Below are 25,874 nucleotides of genomic sequence, written 5' to 3'. Positions count from 1 at the left end.
GGACGACACGACGAGTGTTGTAGTTGTCAGTCGAGTTTGCGGTTGAGCAGCGCGACCACGTCGGCCTCGCGGAAGCGGCGGTGTCCACCGGGGGTGCGGATGGCTCCGAGCAGGCCCGAGCTGGCCCATCGTGCGACGGTCTTGGGGTTCACGTTGAACATGGCCGCCACCTGTCCAGGGGTCAGCGTGTGCTGGCTGGCGACCCGAGGGGTGATGGGCAGGGAGGTGGCGTGCTGCAGTGTTGTCATCGAGATGACTCCTCGTCGTATGGCGGTGTGGTGGAGCGGTGTGGTCGTGGGCGAAATGCGTGGTTCGTTTCACCCACGAACCATGTTTACACAGAGATGGTTGGTTTTTCGAACCATAAGCTGTTGGTAAATACACAGTAGGAATCGGACATCTCGGGCGCGATCGGCCGCCCGGCCCGGGTTTCGGAGGCTCGCCACCCCTCGGATGGACAGATGTCCGGGATGTCCGACTTGGTCAACATGCGCCCTACCTGCGGTGGAACGGCGTGTCGAGGGTCCAACTGGTTATGTCCGGTAGGTCGGGTCATGAACTGTTGCAGCACACAGTGGCCCTCGGATGAGTCTCCGTGGTAGCACCGCCTCAGTTCACCGTGCGTTCATCCTTCGGACAGGTCGCCGATCATTCGTCGGACCGGGCCGCACATTCCCGGGTGGCCCAGGACATCGCTGCCGCAGGGTCGTCCGTGGGCGACGGAACCCCGCAGTCGAGGTCGCGGACCGTAGTCTTGAGGTGTGAACGAGCCCCACAAGACGAAGAAGACACCGCCGGCGGGCTCCTCCGGCGGAGCTGCACCGGAGTCGTCCCCATCCCAGCCGGCGGGCGGTCGCCTGGCCAAGGCCGTCGTGCTGTACACGCTGGCCCGACTCGGCCTGGTCGTGCTGCTGGGTGCGGCGATCTACGGACTGGGCCAGGTGTTCGGAGCCCAGGTGCCGGTGGTGGTGGCGGCGATCTTCGCGGTGGTGATCGCGCTCCCGCTGGGAATGCTGGTGTTCAAGCGGCTGCGGATCAACCTCAACACCGCCATCGCCGAGGTGGACGAGCAACGGCGGGTCAAGCGTGAGGCCCTCAACGCACGGCTGCGCGGTCCGGCCGACGGCACCGGTCGCTGAATGCCACCGGCGGCCCGCTGGATCGATCGTCGGGGTGATCGTGGGTGGGTCGACAACGCGGTCCGGCTGATCGAGGCCGATTCGACCCGCAGCGCCGACACCCACCTGCTGCGTTTCCCACTGCCCGAATGGTCGCAGTTCATCGACGACTCCGGTGTCTACACCGGCGTGGACCTGTACGTGAAGGACGAGTCCACCCACATCACCGGATCGCTGAAACACCGGCTGGCGCGGTCGCTGTTCCTCTACGCCCTGTGCAACGGGTGGATCACCCAGGGCACCCCGGTGATCGAGGCGTCGTCGGGGTCGACAGCGGTGTCCGAGGCGTATTTCGCGGCCCTGATCGGCGTACCGTTCGTGGCCGTCATGCCCACCACCACCTCGCGATCGAAGGTGGCGTTGATCGAACGGCAGGGTGGCCGTTGTCATTTCGTCGACGATCCGGGTCAGGTGGTGGCCGCGGCCGCCAAGCTGGCCCGCGAGTGCGGCGGTCACTTCATCGATCAGTTCACGATGGCCGAGCGCGCCACCGACTGGCGCGGCAACAACAACATCGCCGAGTCCATCTACTCGCAGCTGGCATCCGAGCGGCATCCGGTGCCCACCTGGATCGTGGTGGGTGCGGGCACCGGCGGTACCTCGGCCACCCTCGGGCGTTACATCCGCTACCGACGCCACCCCACGTGGCTCGGTGTGGTGGACCCGGAGAACTCGGCGTTTCTGCTCGGCTACGGCAACGGTGACGCCACCGCGGTCACCGCGGTCGGTTCCAAGATCGAGGGCATCGGTCGCCCGCGCGTGGAGCCGTCGTTCGTCGGTCAGGTGATCGACGCCATGATCAGGGTGCCCGACGCTGCTTCGGTGGCGACCGCTCGTCTGGTCGGCGATACGCTGGGCCGACGCGTCGGGGCGTCCACCGGCACCAACATGTGGGGTGCGTTCACCGTGATCGCCGACATGGTGGCCCACCGGCGCGGCGGGAGCGTGGTGACGCTGCTGTGTGACGGTGGGGATCGATACGGCGACACCTACTTCGACGACGACTGGGTCTCGGCGCAGGGCTGGTCGCTGCAGGAACCGGCGGCGGTGCTCGACGAGTTCTTCGCTTCTGGAAGGTGGACCGGATGACCCCGCTGATCGAGGCTGTCGATCTGGTGCGCGAGTACACGATGGGCGAGGAGACGGTGCGCGCCCTCGACGAGCTGACGCTGAGACTCGATGGCGGACAGTTCGTCTCGGTCGTGGGCCCCTCAGGCGCGGGAAAGTCGACGCTGCTGCACGTGATCGGGGCGCTCGATGTCGCCGACTCGGGACGCATCGTGGTCGACGGCGCCGACCTCGGCGCCATGTCCGACGATGAGCAGTCCGAGTTCCGCAGGCGCAAGATCGGGTTCATCTTCCAGTTCTTCAACCTGGTGCCCACCATGTCGGCATGGGAGAACGTCGCCCTTCCGCGATTGTTGGACGGTCAGTCGCTGCGCGGTTCCCGATCCGATGCGCTGGCGTTGTTGGAGCGCGTGGGGCTGGGCAATCGCGCCGACCATCGGCCCTCGGAACTGTCTGGTGGGCAGATGCAGCGGGTGGCGGTGGCGCGGTCGTTGGTGATGGATCCGCGGATCGTGTTGGCCGATGAGCCCACCGGCAACCTCGACTCCGCCACCGGTGCGGCGATCCTCGAACTGCTTCGCGACGTGGCCCACGACGATGCCACCCGGCTGGTGCTGATGGTCACCCACGACACCTCGGCCGCGCAGTACGCCGACCGCACCATCACCGTGCGAGACGGGCGTATCGCCTGATGGCGCCGTGGGTGGCGCTGAGTCGGATCGCGGTGCTCAACCTGCGTGACCTGCGCAGCCACAAGCTGCGCGTCATCACCTCGCTGTTGGTCATCACGGTGTCCTCGGTGCTGCTCGTCGCCGTCCTCAGCGCCTACGGCTCGGTCACCGACTCGGTGCGTAAGCTGAGCCAAACCGTCTCCGGCTCAGCTGATTTCGACGTCACCGCAGTGGGCGACAGCGGCCTGGACGCATCCCTCGAACCGGCGATCCGCGATCAGGTGCCGCAGGCGCGGGTGGTGGCCCCGCTCATCCAGCGACCGATCTTCGTCGACGGAAAAGCCGTCACCGTCCTCGGCTCCGACATCTCCATCTTGAGTCTCGGCGGCGCGGTGAGCGGTGCCCTGGGCTCGGCCACCGGGGGCCCGACGCAGGTCCCCGATGCCGATCCGGCGACCAGCGTGGCCGTCGGTGACGGACTGGGATACGCGGTGGGACAGCAGATCACCCTGGGCGGGGTGACGGTCACCGTGGCTCAGGTGGTCAAGTCGTCGAGCGCCAACCCGATCAACAACGGCCGATTCGTGGCGGCGCTGCTGCCGCTGGCGCAGAAGATCACCGGCATGCAGGGGCGGCTCGACTCCATCCTGATCCGCAAGGCCGACGGGGTGTCCAAAGCGCAGCTACGCATCGCCTTGGAGAAGGTGGTGGCCGGTCGCGCCGGGGTCAACGACCCGGCGTTCCGTGCCACACAGGTAGAGGACGCCAGCACCGTCACCCGCGACTCCACCCTGCTGGTGTCGATGATCTCGCTGGTCATCGCCACCTTCCTGGTGTTCAACACGATGAACATGACGGTGGCCTCGCGGCGCAAGACCATGGCGATGATCCGGGCGATCGGTGGTCGCCGGTTGCCGTTGGTGCGCGACCTCATCGCCGAGTCGGCGCTGTTCGGGGTGGTCGGCGGCCTGCTGGGGGTGCCGCTGGGGGCGCTGGCAGGGTGGGCGGTGATCAAGACGTTGCCGCAGGACACCACCGGGCAGGTGGGTGCCACGGTCACCTACTCGTTGCCGCTGTACGTGGTGCCGGTCGCGGTGGGACTGTGTGTGGCCGCGTGTGTGGCGGCCAGTCTGCTCGCCGCGCGGTCGGTGTTCTCGCTCTCGCCCATCGAGGCGATGGTGCCGGGGGAGATGGTGACCCGGGACCGGCGTGCCGGCTGGCTGGAGTACGCGGCGCTGCTGGTCGGGGTACTCGCGGTGATCGGCGGGTTCGTGGTCGCGTTCACCGTGACCGGTCGGGTGGTGTTCCTCGCCGCGGTGGCCGTCGCCATCGGTTCGCTGCTGGTGTTCTTCGCGCTCTCACCCATCCTTGTTGCGGCCACCACCTGGCTCGCCCGACAGTTCAGCGGACCGGGTCGGTTGGCCTCGGTCACCACCGAGCGCTCGCCCCGCCGCACGTGGGCGACCCTGATGACGGTGTCGGTGGCGGTGTCGGTGGGCATCGGCACCTCGGGGGCGATGAGCAACCTCATCGGCTCGGTCTCCGACGCCCTCGACGGGCTCGGCGACCCCGACGTCTATGTCAGCTCGCAGCCGGTCACCCAGGTCCCGGCCGGTCCCATCCTCGATCCGGCCGTCAAACGGGCGGTCGCCGCGGTGCCCGGTGTGGGTCGGGTGGTCGGAGGCCAGTGGGCCTACCTGAACTACGAGGGCAAGCGAATCCTGATGCAGGGCTTGACCCCTGGCGTGCAGGCGCCGTTCGTCAAACGTGCCGACCCCGCAGTGTTGCGTCAGGTGCTCGACGGCAAGGGCATCATCATCTCCAAAGTGCTCGGGCGCACCCTGGGCAAAGGTGTGGGCGACACCGTCACCTTCACCACCCCCACCGGATACCAGAGGGCCACGATCCTGCAGGCGGTCGACTACGTGGCCCTCGACTCGGGAACCGGCGCCATCTCCAACACCCTGCTGTCACAGTGGTTTTCCCGACCGGGTGATTCTTTCCTCCAGATCACCTATGCGCCGGGTGCAGACCAGGCGGCGGTGCGCGCGGCGGTGAAGGCGGCCGCGCTGCGACACACCGACCGCATCTTCGTCTTCCGCGGCGCCGAGACGGTGAGCACCACTCGCGCGCAGGTGCAGCAGCTCGGATCGTTCACCATCGCCATCCAGTGGATCGTCGCCGGTGTCGCCGCGGTGGCGTTGCTCAACACCCTGCTGTTGTCGGTGGTCGAACGCCGCCGCGAGCTCGGGGTGCTGCGTGCCATGGGCGCATCGCGACAATTCATCTCCCGCATGGTGTTGGCCGAGGCGGCCGCCATCGCCGGAGTGGGATCGGTGCTGGGGGTGGGCAGCGGCGAGCTACTGCACTTCATCAGCAATCAGGTGCTGGAGGTGACCACGGCGGTCAACATCACCTATCGGCCGCAGCTGTCCACCGCGCTGTACGTGGTGGCCGCGTTCCTGTTGTGCTTCGCCGGATCGTTTCTGCCCGCGGCCCGAGCCGCGCGGATGAACATCAGCGAGTCCATCCTCGAGGAGTGACCCGGCCACCCCCGTCGACCGTGCCGAAGTGAGGCGTCGACCGTGCCGAAGTGGGGCGTCGACCGTGCCGAAGTGAGCTTTTCGCCCAATGGACGGGGACTACCGCCCAACCGACGCGGGTTTCCGCCCAGTGGACGGGGACTACCGCCCAACCGACGCGGGTTTCCGCTCAGTGGACGGGGACTACCGCCCAACCGACGCGGGTTTCCGCTCAGTGGACGGGGACTACCGCCCAACCGACGCGGGTTTCCGCTCAGTGGACGGGGACTACCGTCCAACCGACGCGGGTTTCCGCCCAACCGACGCGGGTTTCCGCCCAACCGACGGGTAATCGCCCCGGGTGCGCTGTCAATAAATATTGACAGCAGTGCTTCGTCAACATAACCTGACACGATGCACGACGAGCCGACCGACATCACCGCTGCTGCCGCGAGCACCGATCCCGCCCGTGGATTGGCTGCCGTCCGCGCTCTGCGCACCCTGGCCGACCGCCTCGAATCGGTTCAGGTGGCCAATGCGCGTGAGCAGGGCTGGAGCTGGCAGGCGATCGCAGACGTGTTGCAGATCAGTCGGCAGGCCGTGCACCAGAAGCACTCACACCAAAGAAAAGAGACCTGACATGTTCGAACACCTGACACGCGAAGCCCGACACACCCTGGGCTTCGCCATGGAGGAGGCTGCAGACCTTGGGCACACCCACCTCGGCCCCGACCACCTGATCCTCGGCATGCTGTGCAATGCGCGTAGCCCGCTGTTCGAGTTGCTGACCGCAGAAGGCTTCACGCTGAACAATTCTCGTGAGAAAGTGCGTGAGATCCATTCTGCCACCGACGATTACGACCTAGATCCTGACGATGATTCTCGGGTGCAGGAGGATCGGGACGCGCTGCGATCGATCGGCATCGACCTCGATGCGGTGGTCGCAGCGATCAAGAAGAACTTTGGAGCCGACCTGATCGCCGGGTGGGGCGAGCGTGGATCACGTGGTCCCGCAGGCGGATCCGGCTCTGGTGACAACCACCGAGGCGGTCCGCACCGCCACGGGGGACGGGGTGGACCTCGTCGTCATGACGGACGAGGTGGACCGCACGCGCGCGGCTCGTGGGGCGATGGCCATGATCACCCTCGACAGATTGGTCCGTGGGAGCCGGGGCGTGGGCGTCGCGGCCCACGCGGGCGCGGCGGACCGTGGGGTCGACCCCGGTTCTCCGGTTCGGCGCGAGCGGCGTTGTCAGCTGCGGTCGCCTCGGCGCGCACCGCCGGCGGTTCCGACCTGACGTCGGAAGGTATTCTGATGGGCATCCTCGACGCCGGTGACGCACAGACGATCTCGTTGATCGAATCGGTGACGACCGTCGCGTCGTTGCGAGAGATGATGACCGCGCGGATCTGATGCCGTGGTTCGCGCACCGTCATGACTCGGGCGTCCAGTCCTCCGACTGAGGTGGGCCTCGGCCGGGGAAATATATCTTCGTAAACTAAATTGGTTGATATGCTTTTGCCGACTTCTCCGATCGGAGTTGTCGGCGACGACGCACCCTGGGTCCGTGGGGCGCGGGGTGTCCACAGGAGGCACCATGGCATCACACGACCTGATCAGAGAGTCGGCACGATCGGGCCGGGTGGTGATCTGGGAAGAGTCCGCTCGCGACGGTGCGCAAGCTAAGACGCTCATGAGCAGTGCATTTCGAGTGCAGCTGGCGTGCGAGATGGGTGCGATGTTCGGTGCGAACGGTGCTCGCCACGTCGTGTTCGCTGCGGGTTTTCCGGCGATCTGTGCGGCAGAGTTCGCCGCAGTCCGCGCCGTGGCGGACGAAGCATCTGACTCGGTCAGCGTTGCCGCCGTGTGTCGCAGCACTGAAGGTGACGTACTGCAGGCTGTTGATTCCGTTGCGGGAGCACCTGATTCGCGCGTGATGGTGGTGGTTCCGGCATCAGACGCGATGGCGCAATGCATGACCCACCAGCGAGCCGAGTCAGTGCTGGCCTCCGCGCGCGATCTGATCTATGCGGCGAAAGCGCGCAATGCCGATGTGGCCGTGGATATCTGCATGGCCGATGCCTCACGCGCCGACTACGGCCTCATGGGCGCGGCGGCGTCGTGGATGACAGCCGCTGGGGCCGGAGCGGTTCTGTTGGCTGACACGGTGGGAGCCCAACTGCCTGCCGACGCTGCCGCCATGTTCGCCGGGGTACAGGCGGCTGCCGACGACTCGGTGGTCGTGGGCTCGCACCTGCACAACGATCTCGGTCTTGGTCTGAGCAACACCCTCGAGGCGCTGCGGACGGGAACCCGGGTGGTGTCCTCATCCATCCTCGGTTTGGCTGAACGTTCCGGGCTGGTGCACACCGAGCAGTTGATGTTTCTGCTGGCGCACGACCGGACTCGGGCAGCTGCGCTCTTGGGTGCCGGTGATGACCTGTGGTGGGGCCCAGTCGATCTGAGCTTCCTGCCCCGACTGGCGCGTGCGGTGTCACGGGAGACCGGAACGCCATTGACAGTGACGACACCGATCGTCGGAACTGGGGTGGGGACCATCTCCACCGGCACGCCGTTCGTCGACCCCCAGCTTTTTGCGCCCTTCGATCCTGAGGCCGACCTCGGTATCGAGCCGACGATCGTGCTGACGCATCTGGCCAGTTTGCGTGTGATCGACGCAGTCGCTGGGCAACTCGGATACCGCCTCGATCGCGCACAGGCGCGGGCGGCGATGGAGTGGGTGAAGGAATCGGCTTTCGCCGCCAACCACGCTGTGGTTTCTCGGGATGAATTTGCCGACTACCTTGCCGGTGTGATGTCGGCGGTGGCGGTGTGAACACCTTCCCGGTCCCGGTGAGCGCTGCCCCCGCGGCAGTGAGCAGCGATCTGATGACGGCGCGCAGCGAGCTCGCTGCTGGGTCTGCGGTGGTCCTTGGCAATCCCGCGCCCCTGGCGTGGGTGGTGGCCGCCACCGATCCGCGCGTGGTGAACTCGGCGAAGGGGCGCCCACTCGAGCAGTCGGTTGCCTTGTGGGTGCACACCGCTGAGACAGTCGACGCGGTGATCGACCTCTGCGCGGTTGTGGACCGACCATTGGTCGACCACCTGCTGGTGGAGGAGCGGGCGACGGTGTTGCTGCCCGTGCGCCCCGGTGCCGCCATCCCACAGTGGATGGCTCCTGCGCACCGAGACGGTTGGGTGCTGCTGTTCGGGTCGCGGTGGCCGGGCACGTCGGCAGTGCTCGACGGTCATCGGGTCGTCTATGTGAGCAGCGCCAACCGCACGGGATCTGCCGCTGCCGTCGATATGGGTTCGGCCCGTTCGATGTTCGGCGAGAGCGTGTGCATCCACGATTGCGGGGCCGGCGCGCAGGTGACGGATGTGAACCGACGCTCGACCACCACCGTCCGGGTTCAGCCCGACGGGCAGCTCACACTGCATCGCCCTGGTGCACAAGACGGCCGGTGGCCCGACCCGCAGAGCTACCTCGATCATCTGCGGACCGCGTATCGAGCCAAGCCGACCTGACCCGACCGGGCGGGTGGGCAGGCCGTGGCAGGTGCGGTCAGGCGAGAAACAGCCCGACCGCGGTTCCGCCGGCCCAGGCGATCATCGCCAATCCTGTTGCCGCCAGCGCCGGGATCAACGCCGGCCCCAACGCTCCCGCGCGTACGGGGGCGTTGGCGCGGTAGGACAGCGGTATCGCCACCAGTCCCACAAGGGCCCACGGGGTGGCGGCCACCAGCACCAGCGACAGCACCGACGGCAGCGCCACCAGGCCCAGATGCAGGTGGCGGGTGCGTGCATCACCCAACCGCACCGCCAGGGTGATCTTGCCTGCGTCGGTGTCGGAGGCGATGTCGCGAAGGTTGTTGGCCACCAACACCGCTGACGAATAGCAGCCGATCGCCACAGCGCATACCGCGCCCACCCAGTCGATCCGCTGCGCCTGTACGAACTGGGTGCCCAGTACCGCCACCAGGCCGAAGAACACGAACACCGCCACCTCACCGAAGCCGAGGTAGCCATAGGGGGTTTTCCCGCCGGTGTAGAACCATGCGCCGGCCACACAGGCCACGCCGATCAGCACCAGCCACCACGCGGTGGTCGCGGCCAGCACCACACCCGCGATCCCCGCCACGGCGAAGGACAGAAATGCCGCCGCCCGTACCGCGTTCGGTGCCGCCGCTCTCGACCCGACCAGCCGCATCGGCCCCACCCGCGCATCGTCGGTGCCGCGGATGCCGTCGGAATAGTCGTTGGCGTAGTTGACGCCGATCACCAGGGCCAGGGCTACGACCATGGCTGCGACAGCCTTCCACCAGTCCGCCGCGCCCAACCAGCCGGCGGCCCCGGTCCCGGCGATCACCGGTGCGATCGCGTTGGGAAATGTGCGGGGGCGCGCCCCGTCAAGCCACTGTCGCGGTGTTGCCATGTGGCAATACTTGCCTACGAATCCGGGCGGGTCCGCAGCCGCCCCGGATGCAGCTGCCCGCTCGGGACGCAGGTCGCCCACCACCGCGGGCCCGGTGTCAGAGTTCGTCGAGATCGACGTGTCCGTCTTGCAGGGCGCGGGCGAGCAGCGATGCCTTGGTGGGTGCCGGTCGCCCGGCCGACACCACGCGCGCGGGCGCGGGCGGCTGCGGCGGCCACCGCGGCACTGTGCAAACCGGGGGCGCGCAGCCGATCGCGCAGTTCGGCGTCGAGCAGTTCACATTGCAGACGTTCGGCGGCGCTCAGAGCGGCCCCGGACGCGATGCGCGCCAACAGCGGTCGCGCCAGGGTGTCGAGTTCGGACAGTTGGGAATCCCGTTCGATCGCGGTGGCTTCACGCGCGGCCACCTCAGCCGCACGCCGGGCGCCTGCTGCCCGCAACGCGAAGATCGTCTGGGCGGTGGGCCGGATGGTCACAGCGAATACGGTCGCGATGGCCAGCACCGCACCGTCGGTGAGGCAGCGGGCTGCACCGGCCAGCGGCCCGATGGAGTGGGCGTAGTGGATGGCGAACACCGCGACCACGGCAAGGAAACCCGGCCATGCGTAGCGGGTACGGCCGAGCACGCACATGAAGCACAGCAATGGCACCCCGATACTTCGGCCCCAGCCCTCGCTGAGCTCGACGACCATGGGGCCGCCCTGCAAGGACACCCAGCCCAGCAGCGCAGGCGTCAGGCAGATCGGGATCGTCCAGCGCAACGGCAACGGATCGCCGGGGCTGGAAGGTCGCCGGTGGCCGCCGCGTGACCCCAACGCATCACCGTCGGCGATCGCCGCGCGAATTCGGGCTGGGCTCGTCCGGTGTGGTCCCGGTGCGCGCATCGACCGCTTCGATGACTGCGTCGCGCGGTCGCGTCGGGAACGGCAGGATGCCGTCTTCCAGGGCGCGCTTGTACAGGTCGGTCTTGGTGGGGGCGGGGCGACCGACGGAGGCGTACTTCTGGCGGATGCGGGCGAGGAAGATGTTCACGGTATCGCTGGCCAGACCGGTGAGGGTTGCCACCCGCGCCGCGGGCTCACCGGCGGCATACAGCTCCAACACCTCCCGTTGGCGGGGGCTGAGGACCACGCTGACGAACTCGCTGTCGGCGTCGATGGCTGCGGCCCAGTCCATGGTGGGCACCTGCTCGCTGCGGGCGGCCGCTCGGATCGCGTCCAGCAGCACGGTGGTTCGGGTCGACTTGCGGATCACTCCCAGCACCCCTGCGGCGGCCGCAGACCGCACCAGGAAGGGCTCTTCGGCGCCGTTGTAGATCAGGGACTCGAGGCCGTGTGCCCGCAGGCGCTCGACGTTCTCTCCCGGTGACGTCCCGTCACCGAGCCTGAGGTCCAGCAACACCAGGTCCAAATCATGCGTGGTGTCCAAGAACATGGCGACCGTCGGTGCACCGCCGGCGAACACCACATCGTCGGTGGTGTCGAGAATCGATTTCAATCCAATGATCGATATCTCGTGATCGTCGACGACGCCGATGCGAAAGGGTGCGTGGGATTGTGCTGTCGGCACCACCTGCGTCCCCTTCCGTCGAGCGAATGGCAATGCTGCCCACCCAGATTCATACCCCGGATCAGTGATCGGCAACCAATCACGACCCGGGATAGGACGATAAGTCATCTGATCGGACGACAATCGATGGCCCCGCGCTGTCTGATGTGTTCACCCACCTCGCCTGGCACCATGGGTCCCATGGCAACCCTCGATCTCACCCCCGATGAACTGCTGACCACCACCCGCACCGTGCGAAAGCGCCTGGACCTGGACACGCCGGTCCCGATGGCGGTGATTCGCGAATGCCTGGAGATCGCGCTGCAGGCGCCGTCGGGATCGAACATGCAGGGCTGGCAGTGGATTGTGGTGACCGATCCACAGCAGCGTCGCCGCATCGGCGACATCTATCGAGAACAAACGCAGGCCTATCTCGACTCGCGTATCTCGGTCACCAAACAATTCGTCGACGATCCGGACCGTTCGAAAGTACAAAAAAGAATCGGTACGAGTGTGGAATACCTCGGGGAGAACATGGGCAAGGTGCCGGTGTTGCTGATTCCCTGTATCCGCGGGGGCCGGGAGATGAATCTGGCCGGCCAAGCCGCCGTGTGGGGATCGTTGTTCCCGGCGGTGTGGAGCTACATGTTGGCCGCGCGGGCGCGGGGACTGGGAACCGCCTGGACCACCCTGCACCTGATGCGCGACGCCGAGGTGGCCGAGATCTTGGGTATCCCAGACGATTTCCTGCAGGGCGCGTTGATTCCCACCGCGTACTACACCGGCGAGACGTTCAAACCCGCCCCGCGTGCACCCCTCGACGACGTCTTGCACATCGACCGGTGGTGAGCAGCATGTGGTGGAAAGCGTTGGGGCGGACCGCTTCAATTCGTCCGGTTTGAACGCTATGCGGACAATGTGACGCTCGCCACAGCTCAATCCTCGGGCTACCGTGACGACAGCCGAGCAAAGCGTTCGGCCACATCACGATTCAGGGGGATGACATGTCAATCAGACTGCGATCGCTGTTGGTCGGAATCATCGCGTGCACCTTGGGACTGGCGTTGCATGCGCCTGCGCAGGCGGTGGATGAGAACACCGGCCCTGCGGTCGGGAGCGCACGTTCCCAGTTCAACCAGTCGCCGGCGGACTCCACTCTCGAGCAGCTCATGCTTCGGTTCGCGAACTGTGCCGCGTGGAAGAACTACAAGTTCGGTGTGGTCGGCAGCGACATCGACTGCTCGAACTCTTACTCCAGCAACCAGTTCGACTCGACGTATGCCCCGCAGCCCAAAGAGGTGTTTTACATCTTCGATCAGGTGGGCAGCAACGGCGGTTGCCCCAGCCACGCCACTCGGTATGTGAAGTGCTTCTTCCTCAGCTCAGGTAGCACGCAGATCGCCATGACGGTCTACGGAGCCGACCGCAACTACACCTACTACGGGGTGGACTGGTCCTTCCGCTGACGGCCGTTGGGGTGGGTGATCAGCTCCGTCAGTGGCTGTCCACTCACCCCGACGCGTAGCGGGCGCGTAACGCGCGTCGGTCGATCTTGCCCGGACCACGTAACGGCATGGCGTCCACCTCGATAACCTCACGTGGCGCCGCGAACCGGCCCAGACGCTCAGTCACGTTTTCCCGCAGGCGATCTGGGGAGATGTGGGCACCGACGGCGGCCACGACGACGGCCACCACCCGCTCACCTAGGCGCTCATCGGGCAGACCGATCACCGCGCATTCGGCCACCGTGGGATCGGTGAGGATCGCCGCTTCCACCACCTGCGGTACGACGGTCAACCCGCCGCTGCTGATCGCCTCGTCAGCGCGCCCGACCACGCTGAGCACACCGTTGTCGAGGCGTCCGAGGTCGTCGGTGCCGAACTCGCCCGTCACCGCGAACGCCGGGTGGTCGAGACCTCGATAGCCCTGTGCCACCACCGGTCCGCGGATGATCACCCGGCCCACTCCGTCCAGGGTCGGATCGACGATGCTGACCTCGACACCATCGAGCGGGACCCCGTCATACACGCATCCGCCACCGGTCTCGCTCATCCCGTAGGTGCGCACCACCGGGATCCCGGCCTCGATTGCCCTGTGCAGCAGAGGAACCGGCGTGGCTGCACCGCCCACGAGCACCGCATCGATCTCGCGCAGTGCGCCCACCGCGCCGGGGTGGTCGAGCACTTTCACCAGCTGCGTCGGAACCAACGAGGTGTAGCGGCGCGGTGCGTCCAGGGCGTCGAGACCCGCGATCAGATCGCCCGGGTCGAAGCCATGGGCCACGTCGATGGCTACCGGAGGATGACCGGATCGGATGCTGCGCAGCAACACCTGCAGCCCGGCGATGTGGTGAGTGGGTAGGGCCAGCAACCACCCACCGGGGCCACCCAGCCGCGCCTCGGTGGCCGCAGCCGATGCGGCCAGTGATGACGGGGTGTGCATGGCGCCCTTGGGAATTCCGGTGCTCCCCGAGGTGGACACCACCAGGCTCACTGCGTTGTCGATCGGTTCACCCACGCCCAGAGCTGACGTCAGCCGGTGGGTCTCGACGGGGTCGTCGGCGGGTGCAGGCACCACCGCCACCGATCCGTCCAGCACCTGCGCCAGGGTGTCCAGCGCGGTCAACGCGGCCGGTCCGGTCCCGATGGGCAGCAGCTCAAGCGTTTTCACGATGAGGCCCCACCGGGCGGACCCGGCTCGTCGAGATCCCAACCGGCCGCAGCCAGAACCGAGTGCACCCGCTCGGTGTCCTCCTGCGACGGCATCTTCTCGGTGATCTGACTGATCTGCACCGCGATGTCCACCCGTGATGTCGGCGGTTGTTCGGTCTGGTCGATGACGGTTGCGGCGACGTCACGCACCTCGTCGTCGGTCAGCCGTCGACCCAGCAGTGGCAGCAGTGGCAGCAGTGGGATGTGGTAGCCCCGCAGACCACCATGCGGGTCTCCCGCACGCAGCCAGGTGATGATCGAACGCAGCATCGTCGGGCGATCCACCTGGCCTCCTTGCGGTATGTGATCCGATCTTCACACACCGTGCGGTCGGTGGAGCTACGGCGTAGGAGACGCCAGCGGCCATCCGACCGACGCCAGGCGGGAGGCCACCTGGTGGATTTCCTCGGGGTTGGGTTCTTTCTCGATCACCGATGCGATAGCACCGCGGATCTGTTCCTCGGTGACCGGATCGTCGGTGCCGTGTTCTTTGAACATGATCAGGATGGCGCGTGTGATCTGTTCTTCGTCCAGCGAGCGCTTCAACAGAGCCAGCAGTGGAAAGTAGTCCGTGGGCGGCACCCCTTCGGGATAGCCCTTGCGTAGCCAGTTCAGGATGGCGTCGAAAGTGTTGGTGTCAGCCATGTGCATCTCTCATTTCACCGGTGCGAACGGGAACAGGTTCACGCCGAAGTGGTAGTTGATCGAGGTGCGGGCAATCCACAGGATGCCGACGACGATCACCGCGGAGATGAGGACGAACAGCGCCACTCCGAGTGCGCGCAGCGCCGGATTGGGTGCATGCGTGGTGCCGTCGGCGTCGGTGGCGCCCGAGCCGTTGGCGTAGAGGCGAAGTCCGATGGCGAACACGGCCGGTAGTCCAGCGCCCAGCGCCAGCCCCACCACCAGGACCTTGACGATCGATTCGAGGGTGTCCATGAGAATCCTTGTCAGTCTGTGAGAGTAGGCGTTGCTCAGCGGGATGCGACGGTGGATCGACCGGCCACCTCGGCGGGCAGCACCGAGTTCGACTCGTCGTCCCAGTCGGCGTTGACGTTGGTGTGGTCCACCTTCTGCTGCTGTGCGCGCCAATACATGTAGCCCGACAGCGCCACCAGGATGGCGAAGATGACGATGGCTCCCGCCGACCCGCCGATGAGGTGGGCGATGTAGTAGGTGGCCGCACCGACCAGGCCCGCCAGCGGCAGTGTGGTCACCCAGGCCACCACCATGCGTCCGGCCACGCCCCAGCGCACGGCCGCACCCGGTTTGCCCACACCCGAGCCCAGGATGGAACCGGTGGCGACGTGTGTGGTCGACAGCGCCATACCGGCGGCGCTGGAGGTGAGAATGATTGCCGCAGAGGATGCTTCGGCCGCCATGCCCTGTGGTGCCTTGATCTCCACCAGGCCTTTGCCCAGCGTGCGGATGATGCGCCAGCCACCCAGGTAGGTGCCCAGAGCGATCGCGATGGCGCAGGAGAGGATCACCCAGACGGGCAGTCCGTCGCTGACCGTGGATGCCGACAGGTGTCCGGTGGCGATGAGCGCCAACGCGATGACACCCATGGTCTTCTGGGCGTCGCCGGTGCCGTGGGCCAGCGATACCAGCGAGGCGGTGGCGATCTGTCCGGCGCGAAAACCGCTGTCTTTGACCGACTCTGCGATCTTGGCGGAGATCGCGTAGATCAGCCAGGTGCCCAGTGCCGCCACCACCAGCGCGATCACCGGGGCCAGCAACGCTGGGATGATGATCTTCTGGGTGATGCCGTGCCAGTTGACGCCGGAGGTGCCGATGGCGGCCAACCCCGACCCGATCAGTCCGCCGAACAGTGCATGCGAGCTGCTCGAGGGTAGGCCGAGCAGCCAGGTCAACAGGTTCCACAGGATGCCGCCGATGAGCCCGGCGAAGATGATGATCAGTGCCTTCTGCCCGTCCAGGCCGCTGACCAGCTCGCCGGCACCAGGTCCCTTGGTCTGCTGGATCTTGAGCACGTCCTTGGTGATGGTCGCAGCCACCTGCACCGAGAGAAATGCCCCGACGAGGTTGAGGAGCGCGGCGATGGTGACCGCGGTCTTGGGCTGGAGCGCCCCGGTGGCGATCGAGGTCGCCATCGCGTTGCCGGTGTCGTGGAAGCCGTTGGTGAAGTCGAATCCCAGGGCGGTGACGACCAGGAGCACCAGGATCAGTGTTTCTGCACTCATGGCGGTCAGTGTGATCCTGTGGCGGTGGCCGTGTCCAAGGATCACACAGCGCCCGGAAAGCGGCTGACCTGGCAGTTCACCTTGAGTAGATGAAGTGTTCAACCGACCGTCAGTGTTCAGGGGGCTGGTCGTTGGTCCACGCGTAACGGATGGTCGGCGGGGATCTCGACGAAGATCAGGGTGCGCCCGTCGGGGTCGGTGGCGTGCAGCTCACGCAGACCCCACGGTTCGGTGCGAGCCGACCGCGTGATCGGCACCGCTGCGGCCCGTAGGTCGGCTTCGGTGGCGTCGGCGTCGCGCACCTGTAGCCACAGCGCGGTGGTGGGTTCCACAGCGGTGTCGGCGGCCAGGTGCGCGGCCACCTCGATCAGCGTGGATCCAGCGAAGAACACCACGCCGCCGGGGTATTCGCGGGCGATGGCCAGGTCCAACTGGTCGCGGTAAAACGCCAGGGTCGCTGCTGGGTCGCGGGGTCGCAGCAACACTCGTGCGCTGAGGATCTCCATGTGCACGGTCTACCAGGGTGGTTGGCTCCGAAACCCACATATCACTGCCATAACCCCAGTTATGCTGACCCTGAGAGCTGGGCCACAGCGGTCTGAGGCAAGATCGACGGTGACGTCGACGAAAGGGCGGTAGCGACTGTGAAGATCGGTATGGGGATCAACTACGCAGGCGATTTCAGCGAGACGATCGACAACCTGCTGCAGTTCGAGGCGGCCGGCCTGGACCGCGTCGCGGTGCCCGAGGCCTACAGCTTCGACGCGGTGAGCCAGCTGGGCTACATCGCCGCCAAGTCCTCGCGGCTGGAGCTGGCCACCGGCATCCTGCCGATGTTCTCACGCACCCCCACCAACGTCGCGATGACCGCCGCCGGACTCGACTACATCTCGGGCGGGCGGATGGTGCTGGGAATCGGAGCCTCCGGTCCACAGGTCATCGAGGGTTTCCACGGCGTGAAGTACGACGCTCCGCTGGGCCGGGCGCGTGAGTACGCCGACATCTGCCGCATGGTATGGCGTCGCGAGCCGCTGAACTACGACGGCAAGTACTACAAGCTGCCCCTGACCAAAGAGGACGGCGGCACCGGGCTGGGCAAGGCCCTCAAGCTGATCAATCATCCCGTGCGTCAACGTATCCCGATGGCGTTGGCGGCCATCGGCCCCAAGAACGTGGCGCTGGCGGCGGAGAAGTTCGAGGAGTGGCAGCCGATCTTCTTCCACCCCGACCACGTCGATGCGGCCTTCGGTGAGTCGTTGCGCGCCGGCACCGCCAAGCGCGACCCCGAGTTGGGTCCGCTGCAGATCTCGGTGACCACGGCGCTGCTCATCTCCGAGGACGAGGCCGCGCTGGCCAATGCGCGAGTTGCGGTGTCGCACAACGTCGCCCTGTACGTGGGAGGAATGGGTGCGCGCGGCAAGAACTTCTACAACGACCTGGCGGTGCGCTACGGCTACGTCGATGAGGCCAAGACCATCCAAGACCTCTATCTCGACGGCAAGAAGGTGGAGGCGGCTGCGGCCGTGCCTGACGACCTGGTGCGTCAGATCTCGCTGATCGGGACCCCGGCCGAGGTGAAGGATCGGGTGCAGGCCTTTTCTGATGGCGGGGTGACGATGGTGCTGGCCAGCCCGATGGCACCCGACCACGAGGGCAACGTCAAGCAGATCGGGCTCCTCAAGGAGATGATTGCCTGACCTGCCCTCTGCACTGCCCGCTCGGCCGCGCCCCTGACACGGAAAAGACCACCTCATGCCATCTCCGTTCGATCCGGTACTGCGCTCCTACGAGGAGGACCGCAAGGTCCACGGCGATTTCCCACTGAAGCTGCAGTTGTTGCAGCGCGCCAAGACCACGGTCAAGAAGCTGATCGCCACCGGGGTGCCTGCCGAGCCGTTCGACCAGCCCTATCAGGTGGTGGCCATCCTGGGGCAGTCGAATGCGGCCGGGGCCGGGATCGAGGAGCCGGGGGTGAGTCCGCCGCCACCCAACCCGCGGGTGCACCAGTGGCCCGGCTGTGGTCGGTACCGCGGGCGTCGGGTGTTGCAGGCGCGTGACCCGCTGCTGCACGAAGTGCCCACCAGCGGAGTGGGTTTCGCCACCGAATTCGGGTCGCGGCTGGCCGAGGCGACCGGCGATCCAGTGCTGCTGGTGCCCACTGCGCGCGGCGACACGTCGTTCTACCCGAAGAACGGGTACTCGTGGAACCCGGAGAACACGTCGGTGCGGGTCAACCTGTTCCGCTACGCCGTGGCCCAGATCGACTCTGCTCTGAAGTTCACCGGCGAACCACTGTCGGCCATCCTGTGGCATCAGGGTGAGTCCGATGGCCCGTTGACCCCGCCGGAGGAATATCAGGCGCAACTGGATCTGCTGATCGCGTCGCTGCGGGTGCGCTACGGGCCGGTGCCGTTCATCGTGGGCGCACTCAATCCAGAGCTGATCCGGCGCGGATCGCCGAAGCTGGTCGGAATTGATGCGGTGCATCGCGATTCACCCAACCGCCACCCCAACGTGGGGTTCGTCGAGTCACCGGACGGCATGTCGAATGGTGCCCACGATCCCCACCTCAACGCCGGCGCCGGTCGAATCATCGGGGCGCGGATGTTCGAGAAGTTCCAAGAGATGACCGACTGACCTCACGCGGCGTCAGTGGCCAGGTCATGATGTTCGTGTTCCTCCACACGAGAGCGATGAACGCTCGGGTCGAGTGGGGTGCCGATGCCGCCGGCATCATTGGTCGCGGTCGGTCAGTCGCGTGCGTTCAGGGCGACGATCGCATCCGAGATGCTCGCGCCGGGATACTCCTTTCGATACCGCTTGATCTCACTGGTGTCGAGGTCCCCGACATCGAGGAGTGGCGTACGCGAGCCGTCCGGGCTGATGCGGTCGGCACGCAGTTCGGCGACCCTGGTGGTGTCGCCGAGCATCGAGCGAAACGTCGACAACCGGGACACCACCAGGAACGCCGCCACAGCCACGAGGATCAGCACCTGGCCACTGAGCACGTAGGCGATCACCCCACCGACCAGCAGCACGAGTTCGAGAACGATCCTGATCTGTCGACTCATCGGGTTGTCCTCTCGACCTTGTTGTGCCACAAGTGATTCGGAGCTTCTAAGCATCAGTCGAAGCGCGCGGCCTTCACTGCCGTGATGCCGGTCAGTTCGGCGGCGGCACTGGGGGGTGGCGAACGTGATGCAAACCGTGGCTACGCAGGCCGCGGCGATGGGAGGACAGGGCCCGGAGCCGTCAGACTCCCTCCGCAGGGGACATCTCCCTCAGGCCGTCGCCGGTTCCCGCTTCTTCCTCGCACGGGTGGCGACACCGAGCTTCATACCGGGCTTTTCCACATATCGGTAGGTGATCGATGCGAGCAGTACCGAAGCAGACGTGACGATCGCGAAGGAAATGGCGGTTCCGATGATGTTGTCGGGCAAAGAGATGTCTGCCCGACCCAGCAGGATGAGAACCGGATAGTGCCACAGGTAGCCAGACAGCGAGATCATGCCCAAGTAACGCAAGGGGGCCCAGTCGGTGACTCGTGCCACCGCTGAACGTTCGCCGCGCGCGTTCGGAGTCACGATGAACAAGATGAGGTTTGCCGACGCGAAGGCGAAAACTGTTGCCAGGTAGCGCGGTGACGTGACGAAAAGTCCCAGGGAAGCGACTGTTCCCGCGACCGTCAGCGCGCCGAAGGTGAGCTGCAGTCGCGCGGTCGATACCGATGCGAAGGCGCCGCGCCCGATGGCGACGAACACGACTGCGGCAACCATTCCGTAGCCGAAAGTGTCGGCGAGGGGAAAAATGCTGCGCGACAACACAGCAACCCAGTTGGGGCCCCAGTACGCGGTAAGGCCGGAATACTGTGGGTTGGCCTGCTGGACCATGGCGACCACCGCGTTTCCGATCAGGCCGGTCACCAGGAGTACCCCCGCAGGCACCAGCGCCCACCACACGCGAGTATGCCCACGTCGGCGCAGCGCGAACAGGCCTGCGCCCAAGACCGGTAGCAGCAGGTAGAAACCGAACTCGGTGGTCAACGACCATGCTGGGTTGAGCCCGGTCTGCAACGTATCGGGAAAGAGGGACTGGGTGAGGGTCAGCGACGCGAGCAGTTTCAGCGGGTCGGTGATCATCCCGGTCCCGACGTCGGTGCGCGACCAGGACACGGTGATCGGGTTGGTGACGTAAACGGCCTGCAACACGAAGTTCGCGATCAGGAAGATCGTCAGGTAGGCGGGGAAAACCCGCCTCACCCGGTTGGCCAGGTACAGGCCGGTGTCGGGACGGGCGCCGCCGCTGGCGAACTTTGACACGATCGGGATGAAGAGCAGGAATCCGGACAGAGCGAAGAAGAAGGTCAGCGCCTGCCCGAGGAAGTCCAGGCGGGTTGCGGCCAACACGCTCGGCGTGAAGTGCACGGTGACATGCACCAAGATGACGCACAGCATGGCTACGCCACGGGGGCCTTCCAGGCCGGCAAGGAACTGTCGGGTCGGGGCAGAGGTCGCCGATGTCGTGGCAACGGGCGGCGTGTGTTGGTCAGACATGACTGGCTACCTCACGGAGTGCTGGAGAATTGGTGGAGACGCTTCGGGGAATGCCTGATCGGATGCGGGTCGGTGGCGTACTGCGGCCGAGGGCACGTGGAGTGGGCTCGTCGTCGGTCTGCGCGCGGTGTTTGCCCGCGCCGGCGAAACGTTCGACGGGGTTGGCCGCGACCATCGCGATGAATACGCTGAACACCAATGTCATCGGTGCCTGAGTGACGACGGGGAAGTCCAGCTGCAGCGCAACCACCGAGAAGCCGATGAAGCCGGCCACGAGAACGCCGCGTTCCCAGCGATTTTCACGCATGCTCCGCGACGCGACAACGATGGTCACCAGCAACACGACGATGAACGCGATGCCGACCAGGATTCCGCCACGGTAGGTGGTGAGTAGTGGCGTGTTCGCGACGTAGTTGGTCTTGTAGCCGATCACCTCATCGGTGAACTCCGGTGCGCCCCAACCGCGTCCCCACCACCAATGTCCGCTCATCGACGGGATGAAGTTGTCGAGTGCGTCGGCCCGGTCACGGGAACCCTTGTCCTGCGAGCCGAAGGAGTCGAAGATGCGACGGTTGATCGATGGCACAGCAAGCGCGGTGGCAACAGCACCGATCCCCACCGCCAGAATGCCGAGACGTAGGCCGCCACGCATGCGTTGGAAGAGGAAGAACACGATGAGGGCGACGACGACGGAGAAGATGGCCGATCGGCTCAGGGTCACCACCAGTGCGATCATGATGATCCCGCCCAAGAGCACGCGGCTCCATCCGCGTAGGAGCGCGACGGCGAGGACCAAGCCTACGAAGAGGAAGATTCCGGCCGCGTTGGGGTCGACGTACGTCCCGGTCAAGCGAACCACGCTGACATCGTCGGTTTTGTAGAAGCGCAGGTGTGTCCCGATGGTTCCGGTCTGGCCGTAGCCGATGATCGACAGCCGATTGATGATCGTTCCCGCTTTGTCGAACGCGAACATCCCCAGGGCAAAGGTGGCTCCGACGGCGGCGCCGTAGACGTACGTTCGGCCGAAAAATCGTAACGTTGTGCGGTCGAGTCGAAGTAGTGCGAAAACCAGTGATGTGGCGATCGCCCACTTGATGAATTCGCTGATGTAGGCGCTACCTTGAGTTGTGACGACTGCTGAGATGGCGGACACCGCGACGAAACCCACAACCGTCACCTCGATGGCTCGAACGCGCGTCTGTTCGAGTCGGTGGATGAGGACCGTGACCCACGTGGCCAAGGTCAGGAGTAGGAATGCGGGCAGTGCGATCCCGGGAACGATGGCAAGCGGGGCGGCACCCAGGATGAAGGCCAGCGATCCGTACACCGCGCGCGGATTGGCGACGGCGACCACCGCGCCGAGTAGGAGCAGCGGAACCGCGATACCGAGGACCTGAACTTTGGGTGTGGGCGAAGCCGCCAGCGCCCCCACCCCGACCGTCAGCGCGACCGCTCCGACCCCCGCGATGACGAAGCGAATCGGACTCGGCTCGCGCGTCCCTAGGTCAGCCATCTTGCCACCGACCGGTGTGGAACCTCATCGGTCCATCGACTGTGGTTGCGCTCGTAAAGCGCATCGCCTGCGGAGGTGGCGTCCGCCTTGTTCGCCAAGTATTGCCGCGCCTGCGCGATGAATCGATCTTTGTCGTCGAAGACGTGCACACCCAGTACCTCGCTCAGCGAGCCGACAGCCGCAGTGGTCCCCACGACGGGAAGGCCGCGGCTGGCCGCGTCGAGGATCTTCACCCGAACGCCTCCGCCGGTCTGGATCGGCGCGAGCAGCGCGCGGCAGGTGGCCAAGAATCCGTCGAGGTCATCGACGAACCCGACATCGGTCACGCCGTCTGGGAGTGAGGGGGTGGGTGCGGCCGGATCAGCGGCGCCCACGATGAACAGTTCTGCGCCCGCGATACCAGCGCTGATCTGCGGCCACCAACGTAGGATGAGCTCGAAAGCCTCCTGGTTGGGCCCCCAACGACGGTCTCCGACGAACACTAAACGCCGGTCGGTGTCGGAAACCGGGATCTGGGCACGTGGTGGCAACGTCAGATCCAACCAATGGGAGCGGCGGATTCCCAGCGATTGGTAGAACTCGGTCTCGCTGCGGTCGTAGGTTGCCAGGGTGCGGGCGTTACGAGCGATCTTGATCTCGTCGCGCACTATCCGTCGTGCGTCTAGGCGGCCGACAACCCCTCGAGTTGCCTTCCACACCAGAGCTTCTGGCACCACAGTGTTGACCGCCAACACCTCTGATGGCCGATATCGGCGCGAGGCCATCACGGCCTCTGCCATGTAGCTGTGGTCCGCGACAACCATGTCGGTGTCGCAGGCGTCGAGTGCGCGCGTCAGCTCAGGTAGCGCAAATCGGGTGTGGACCAGGCTCTGTCGCCGTCGCACGCTGTTGATCACCAGGCTGGTGGGTTTGGGAGCCGGTTTGGCCACCCGCACATGTCCGTCCTCTCGGGAGTGGGGACGGCCGGACAAACAGATCACGTTGACGCTCATCGCCTGGGAAGCCAGTGACATGACCAGCGATGCCATGGTCATGTCGCCGGTCGACTCGAAGCTGGGGTCCTTGCTCAGCAGGAACGTCGCCTTCATCCGCGAACAACCTCCTCATTGACATCGGGGCGTGCGGTGGGCGGTGAGCCTGCGGTCGCAGCGCTCTCCGTGGCACCGGCGGGGCGGGCAGAATGCGAGTACAGAGCCCGGTGGTAGACGGAAACCAGAGCCAGCTCGCAGAAGACGGCCGCAATCGCAGCCCCCCAGCCGCCGCACGCATGCACCAGCGGCACCAGCAAGGCCATCAGGACTATCGAGATGGTGACGGTGGTGCGCACCCGCAGAGCGTCCCGGTGCTGGAGCGACAGGATCATGGTGTACACAAACGTGATCGTCCGCAGGAACACGAAGCCAGACATGATGATTGCGATCATCCCGACCGTGGGTCCACCGAACATCAGGATCCCGACCGCGATGACGGCCATCGTGGCTCCGGTGAAGGATGCGACCCTGAGGACAGCCGCGCGCGACGGGCCACTCTCGACGCGGCCGGCTCCGGCACGCAGCGAATCGATGTAGGTCGCGGCAAAGTTCTGGCCGATCATTGCGATCGCCATCGCGGTGACCTGGGCTACCGAGTAGTAGCCGGCCACCGTGCTGTCAGCGACCGCGCCGATCACCAGCAGGGCGCCCTGGGAGTAGAGCGCAACAGCGAAGGCCTCAGTTGACAGCAGGCCGAACTCTTTCGCCCGACCGGGGAAGGCCGGTCGATGGCCGGGGACAAACCAGAGGCAACGCGCCCAGATGACAAGGTAAGGAAGAAGATACAGAGTCGCGGCCCACTGAAGGCTGGGACTGTTGACGCTGTAGAGGTAGGCGATACCGAGGCCGATGCTGGTGACCTGCCTCAGCGTCTCGTATCGCATGGTGAGGTCTGGTCGGCTACGCCGCATCTGTTGACTCTTGTAGCAGTTGAACAGGAGTTCGCCGGCGGCCAGGATGAGCGCGTACCCCGCTACGAACGACATTGTGAACGTGATGATGCCTGCAATCGCCACGGTGCTGCCGAAGAGGACGCGGGCGGCCCGCTCGCGTTGGTAGCGTGCCTCGTCGAGGCGTAGGGATCGTACGAAGAACGCGTTGTCGATCCCTGCGTTGATGATCGAGCCAGCTGCCACCGCAATGGAATACAGGCCGTAGTCGCCGAATCCCAGGGTGTGGATGAGCGCGATCGTCCAGCCCAGTCCCACCACCCGACCGCTGTAACTCCAGGCCGAGGCGACGGCTGTTCGCATCAGGTTCGACGATGGGCTGGGCAGTTTCATCAGCGGGCCGCCAACTCCGCCCAGGCGTCGAGAAGTGGTGCCACGCAGCGTTCGGTGGTCCGAGCGGTCCGTAGATCGTCCACGGCTGCGCCGAGTCCGCGCAGCGTCTCGGTGTCTTCAACCACCTGTGCGATCCGGCGTGCAAGCGCGTCCAGTCCGCCCTCGACTCCGACTGCACCACCCTCTGCCACCACTTCGCCGAGCGCACCGTCGAGGATGCACACGATCGGTGTGCGGTAGGCGAAGGACCGCGATACAGCACTCGAGGCAATCCACGCCTTGCCGTAGCGATTGTTCTTGGAGTACGGAACGACCAGCAGGCGAATGGATTCGAAGAACTTGTCCTCGTCCTCGTCATTCACCTCACCGAGAACGGTGACACCGTTGACGGGATCGAGCTGCTCGGTTCCACGTCCGGCCGCAACGATTCCGATGTGTGCGGGGAGTCGCTCGCGTAAGCCGCCGAGCAAGTCGAATCCCTTGCCCTTGTAGACGTGGCCAAACATGCCGACCGCCACCGGACGCTCGGTGATGTCAATAAGTTCGCGCCGCTTGGGGATGTGGATCCGAGTCGCGCGCGCATCGGTGCCTGGGTGCCGCGCGCCCAGGTTCTGGGCCCCTATTCCCGTGAGGGCGAACACAATCCGGCCGTCGGTGGACTTACGTTGCAGGAAGTTGGTGACAACCCGAAACGGGTAATGCATCAGGTGATGTAGCAGGCGGTACCGCATCAGCAGACGCGTACGCCACGGCCACCACACCGGCTGTGGGGCGTCGTGAACGGTGGCGGTCACCGGGACGTGTCGTGGCAGGAACGACCCCCAGAAGGCGGCCAGTGATCCGGCACTCTGCTCGAAGTGCACGACCACGGGCCCGCTGTTCGACGCGTCGGTCACCAGTTGCCGTATGGCGCGCACATCGGCCATGACGGTGCGTACGGTTTCGGAACCATCACTGGTAATCCGGTATTCGCGCACCCCGGCCACATGCGGCCTGATCGCCTCGACCACGTCGTCGGCGTAGTCGCCGACTCCGCTGCGGCCCGCGGCCGGTGCGACGTACACCACCGTGGTGGACCTCAGTTCGGTCATGTCGTGTGCTCCTGTCCTCGAGGCGTGTCGGATGCGGTCGGTGAGGGTTGCTCCTGCTCCATGGT

At 65.9% G+C, this 25,874-nt stretch carries 27 protein-coding genes and 1 pseudogene; 12 read left to right on the top strand and 16 right to left on the bottom strand.

Annotation, left to right across the window (positions count from 1 at the left end; translation table 11 throughout):
• Window positions 1–26 precede the first annotated feature (26 nt).
• The gene (locus tag KIK15_RS04140) at window positions 27–248 is read right to left on the bottom strand and encodes a BldC family transcriptional regulator (RefSeq protein ID WP_214242837.1); all 222 of its coding nucleotides are present in this window, start codon (window positions 246–248) and stop codon (window positions 27–29) included.
• Between the two features lie 513 nt (window positions 249–761).
• Here KIK15_RS04140 and KIK15_RS04135 point away from each other — a divergent pair.
• The 8 genes from KIK15_RS04135 to KIK15_RS04100 all read left to right on the top strand — a co-directional run bounded on the left by KIK15_RS04135 (window position 762) and on the right by KIK15_RS04100 (window position 8,968).
• Entirely contained in the window at window positions 762–1,139 is a 378-nt protein-coding gene (locus KIK15_RS04135) for a DUF4229 domain-containing protein (RefSeq protein ID WP_214242836.1), read from the top strand.
• On the top strand, window positions 1,140–2,267 hold the full coding sequence (locus KIK15_RS04130) for a PLP-dependent cysteine synthase family protein (RefSeq protein WP_214242835.1): 1,128 nt from the start codon (window positions 1,140–1,142) through the stop codon (window positions 2,265–2,267). It begins immediately after the preceding gene.
• The gene (locus KIK15_RS04125) at window positions 2,264–2,938 is read left to right on the top strand and encodes an ABC transporter ATP-binding protein (protein WP_214242834.1); all 675 of its coding nucleotides are present in this window, start codon (window positions 2,264–2,266) and stop codon (window positions 2,936–2,938) included. Before KIK15_RS04130 ends, KIK15_RS04125 begins: the two co-directional genes overlap by 4 nt.
• Complete coding sequence (locus KIK15_RS04120; RefSeq protein ID WP_214242833.1) at window positions 2,938–5,460, top strand: FtsX-like permease family protein; 2,523 nt, start codon at window positions 2,938–2,940, stop codon at window positions 5,458–5,460. Before KIK15_RS04125 ends, KIK15_RS04120 begins: the two co-directional genes overlap by 1 nt.
• A gap of 393 nt (window positions 5,461–5,853) precedes the next feature.
• Window positions 5,854–6,078: a helix-turn-helix domain-containing protein gene (locus KIK15_RS04115; protein WP_214242832.1), complete on the top strand. Its 225-nt coding sequence runs from the start codon at window positions 5,854–5,856 to the stop codon at window positions 6,076–6,078.
• A gap of 1 nt (window position 6,079) precedes the next feature.
• On the top strand, window positions 6,080–6,853 hold the full coding sequence (locus tag KIK15_RS04110; RefSeq protein ID WP_214242831.1) for a Clp protease N-terminal domain-containing protein: 774 nt from the start codon (window positions 6,080–6,082) through the stop codon (window positions 6,851–6,853).
• A gap of 184 nt (window positions 6,854–7,037) precedes the next feature.
• Window positions 7,038–8,276: a hypothetical protein gene (locus KIK15_RS04105; protein WP_214242830.1), complete on the top strand. Its 1,239-nt coding sequence runs from the start codon at window positions 7,038–7,040 to the stop codon at window positions 8,274–8,276.
• Complete coding sequence (locus tag KIK15_RS04100; RefSeq protein ID WP_214242829.1) at window positions 8,273–8,968, top strand: hypothetical protein; 696 nt, start codon at window positions 8,273–8,275, stop codon at window positions 8,966–8,968. The genes KIK15_RS04105 and KIK15_RS04100 overlap by 4 nt, the downstream gene beginning before the upstream one ends.
• A gap of 37 nt (window positions 8,969–9,005) precedes the next feature.
• On the opposite strand, the gene KIK15_RS04095 is transcribed toward KIK15_RS04100, so the two are convergent.
• The 3 genes and pseudogenes from KIK15_RS04095 to KIK15_RS04085 all read right to left on the bottom strand — a co-directional run bounded on the left by KIK15_RS04095 (window position 9,006) and on the right by KIK15_RS04085 (window position 11,444).
• Window positions 9,006–9,875 carry a 1,4-dihydroxy-2-naphthoate polyprenyltransferase gene (locus tag KIK15_RS04095; protein ID WP_214242828.1) on the bottom strand — a complete coding sequence of 290 codons (870 nt, stop codon included), beginning with the start codon at window positions 9,873–9,875 and terminating at the stop codon, window positions 9,006–9,008.
• A 97-nt stretch (window positions 9,876–9,972) separates the two neighbouring features.
• Window positions 9,973–10,053 (bottom strand): annotated as a pseudogene (locus KIK15_RS18245) (LuxR family transcriptional regulator); the annotation flags it as partial.
• 641 nt (window positions 10,054–10,694) lie between these two features.
• A complete protein-coding gene (locus tag KIK15_RS04085) occupies window positions 10,695–11,444 on the bottom strand; it encodes a LuxR C-terminal-related transcriptional regulator (protein WP_307851723.1) in 750 nt (249 codons plus the stop codon).
• A gap of 171 nt (window positions 11,445–11,615) precedes the next feature.
• Between KIK15_RS04085 and KIK15_RS04080 the strand changes: the two genes are divergently transcribed.
• Complete coding sequence (locus tag KIK15_RS04080) at window positions 11,616–12,272, top strand: nitroreductase family protein (RefSeq protein ID WP_214242825.1); 657 nt, start codon at window positions 11,616–11,618, stop codon at window positions 12,270–12,272.
• A gap of 155 nt (window positions 12,273–12,427) precedes the next feature.
• A complete protein-coding gene (locus tag KIK15_RS04075; protein WP_214242824.1) occupies window positions 12,428–12,889 on the top strand; it encodes a hypothetical protein in 462 nt (153 codons plus the stop codon).
• Window positions 12,890–12,932: 43 nt separating this feature from the next.
• On the opposite strand, the gene menE is transcribed toward KIK15_RS04075, so the two are convergent.
• The 6 genes from menE to KIK15_RS04045 form a co-directional block, all read right to left on the bottom strand.
• Entirely contained in the window at window positions 12,933–14,096 is a 1,164-nt protein-coding gene (gene menE / locus KIK15_RS04070; protein WP_374222815.1) for an o-succinylbenzoate--CoA ligase, read from the bottom strand.
• The gene (locus tag KIK15_RS04065; RefSeq protein ID WP_214242822.1) at window positions 14,090–14,419 is read right to left on the bottom strand and encodes a DUF3349 domain-containing protein; all 330 of its coding nucleotides are present in this window, start codon (window positions 14,417–14,419) and stop codon (window positions 14,090–14,092) included. The genes menE and KIK15_RS04065 overlap by 7 nt, the downstream gene beginning before the upstream one ends.
• A gap of 54 nt (window positions 14,420–14,473) precedes the next feature.
• Window positions 14,474–14,779 carry a DUF3349 domain-containing protein gene (locus KIK15_RS04060; protein WP_214242821.1) on the bottom strand — a complete coding sequence of 102 codons (306 nt, stop codon included), beginning with the start codon at window positions 14,777–14,779 and terminating at the stop codon, window positions 14,474–14,476.
• A gap of 9 nt (window positions 14,780–14,788) precedes the next feature.
• Complete coding sequence (locus KIK15_RS04055) at window positions 14,789–15,073, bottom strand: hypothetical protein (protein ID WP_214242820.1); 285 nt, start codon at window positions 15,071–15,073, stop codon at window positions 14,789–14,791.
• Window positions 15,074–15,108: 35 nt separating this feature from the next.
• Window positions 15,109–16,338: an inorganic phosphate transporter gene (locus KIK15_RS04050; protein WP_214242819.1), complete on the bottom strand. Its 1,230-nt coding sequence runs from the start codon at window positions 16,336–16,338 to the stop codon at window positions 15,109–15,111.
• A 116-nt stretch (window positions 16,339–16,454) separates the two neighbouring features.
• Entirely contained in the window at window positions 16,455–16,844 is a 390-nt protein-coding gene (locus tag KIK15_RS04045) for a VOC family protein (protein WP_214242818.1), read from the bottom strand.
• A 138-nt stretch (window positions 16,845–16,982) separates the two neighbouring features.
• Here KIK15_RS04045 and KIK15_RS04040 point away from each other — a divergent pair, with 138 nt between their 5' ends.
• Window positions 16,983–18,035 (top strand): LLM class F420-dependent oxidoreductase, encoded by a 1,053-nt coding sequence (locus KIK15_RS04040; RefSeq protein ID WP_307851722.1) that lies wholly within the window; start codon window positions 16,983–16,985, stop codon window positions 18,033–18,035.
• 55 nt (window positions 18,036–18,090) lie between these two features.
• A complete protein-coding gene (locus tag KIK15_RS04035) occupies window positions 18,091–18,975 on the top strand; it encodes a sialate O-acetylesterase (RefSeq protein ID WP_214242817.1) in 885 nt (294 codons plus the stop codon).
• A 113-nt stretch (window positions 18,976–19,088) separates the two neighbouring features.
• Here the strand turns inward: KIK15_RS04035 and KIK15_RS04030 are convergent, their stop codons facing one another.
• The 6 genes from KIK15_RS04030 to KIK15_RS04005 all read right to left on the bottom strand — a co-directional run bounded on the left by KIK15_RS04030 (window position 19,089) and on the right by KIK15_RS04005 (window position 25,809).
• A complete protein-coding gene (locus KIK15_RS04030) occupies window positions 19,089–19,409 on the bottom strand; it encodes a hypothetical protein (protein ID WP_214242816.1) in 321 nt (106 codons plus the stop codon).
• Window positions 19,410–19,619: 210 nt separating this feature from the next.
• Window positions 19,620–20,891, bottom strand: a complete 1,272-nt coding sequence (locus tag KIK15_RS04025) for an acyltransferase (RefSeq protein WP_214242815.1) — start codon at window positions 20,889–20,891, stop codon at window positions 19,620–19,622.
• Window positions 20,884–22,404 carry an O-antigen ligase family protein gene (locus KIK15_RS04020; RefSeq protein ID WP_214242814.1) on the bottom strand — a complete coding sequence of 507 codons (1,521 nt, stop codon included), beginning with the start codon at window positions 22,402–22,404 and terminating at the stop codon, window positions 20,884–20,886. The genes KIK15_RS04025 and KIK15_RS04020 overlap by 8 nt, the downstream gene beginning before the upstream one ends.
• Window positions 22,392–23,492: a glycosyltransferase gene (locus KIK15_RS04015; protein WP_214242813.1), complete on the bottom strand. Its 1,101-nt coding sequence runs from the start codon at window positions 23,490–23,492 to the stop codon at window positions 22,392–22,394. Before KIK15_RS04015 ends, KIK15_RS04020 begins: the two co-directional genes overlap by 13 nt.
• Window positions 23,489–24,688, bottom strand: a complete 1,200-nt coding sequence (locus KIK15_RS04010) for a lipopolysaccharide biosynthesis protein (protein WP_214242812.1) — start codon at window positions 24,686–24,688, stop codon at window positions 23,489–23,491. The genes KIK15_RS04015 and KIK15_RS04010 overlap by 4 nt, the downstream gene beginning before the upstream one ends.
• 29 nt (window positions 24,689–24,717) lie before the next feature.
• Window positions 24,718–25,809 carry a glycosyltransferase family 1 protein gene (locus tag KIK15_RS04005; protein ID WP_214242811.1) on the bottom strand — a complete coding sequence of 364 codons (1,092 nt, stop codon included), beginning with the start codon at window positions 25,807–25,809 and terminating at the stop codon, window positions 24,718–24,720.
• Window positions 25,810–25,874: the final 65 nt, after the last annotated feature.

The organism is Williamsia sp. CHRR-6, assembly GCF_018474015.1.
Classification (GTDB): domain Bacteria; phylum Actinomycetota; class Actinomycetes; order Mycobacteriales; family Mycobacteriaceae; genus Williamsia_A.
This window is presented reverse-complemented; position numbering and strand designations above follow the sequence as displayed.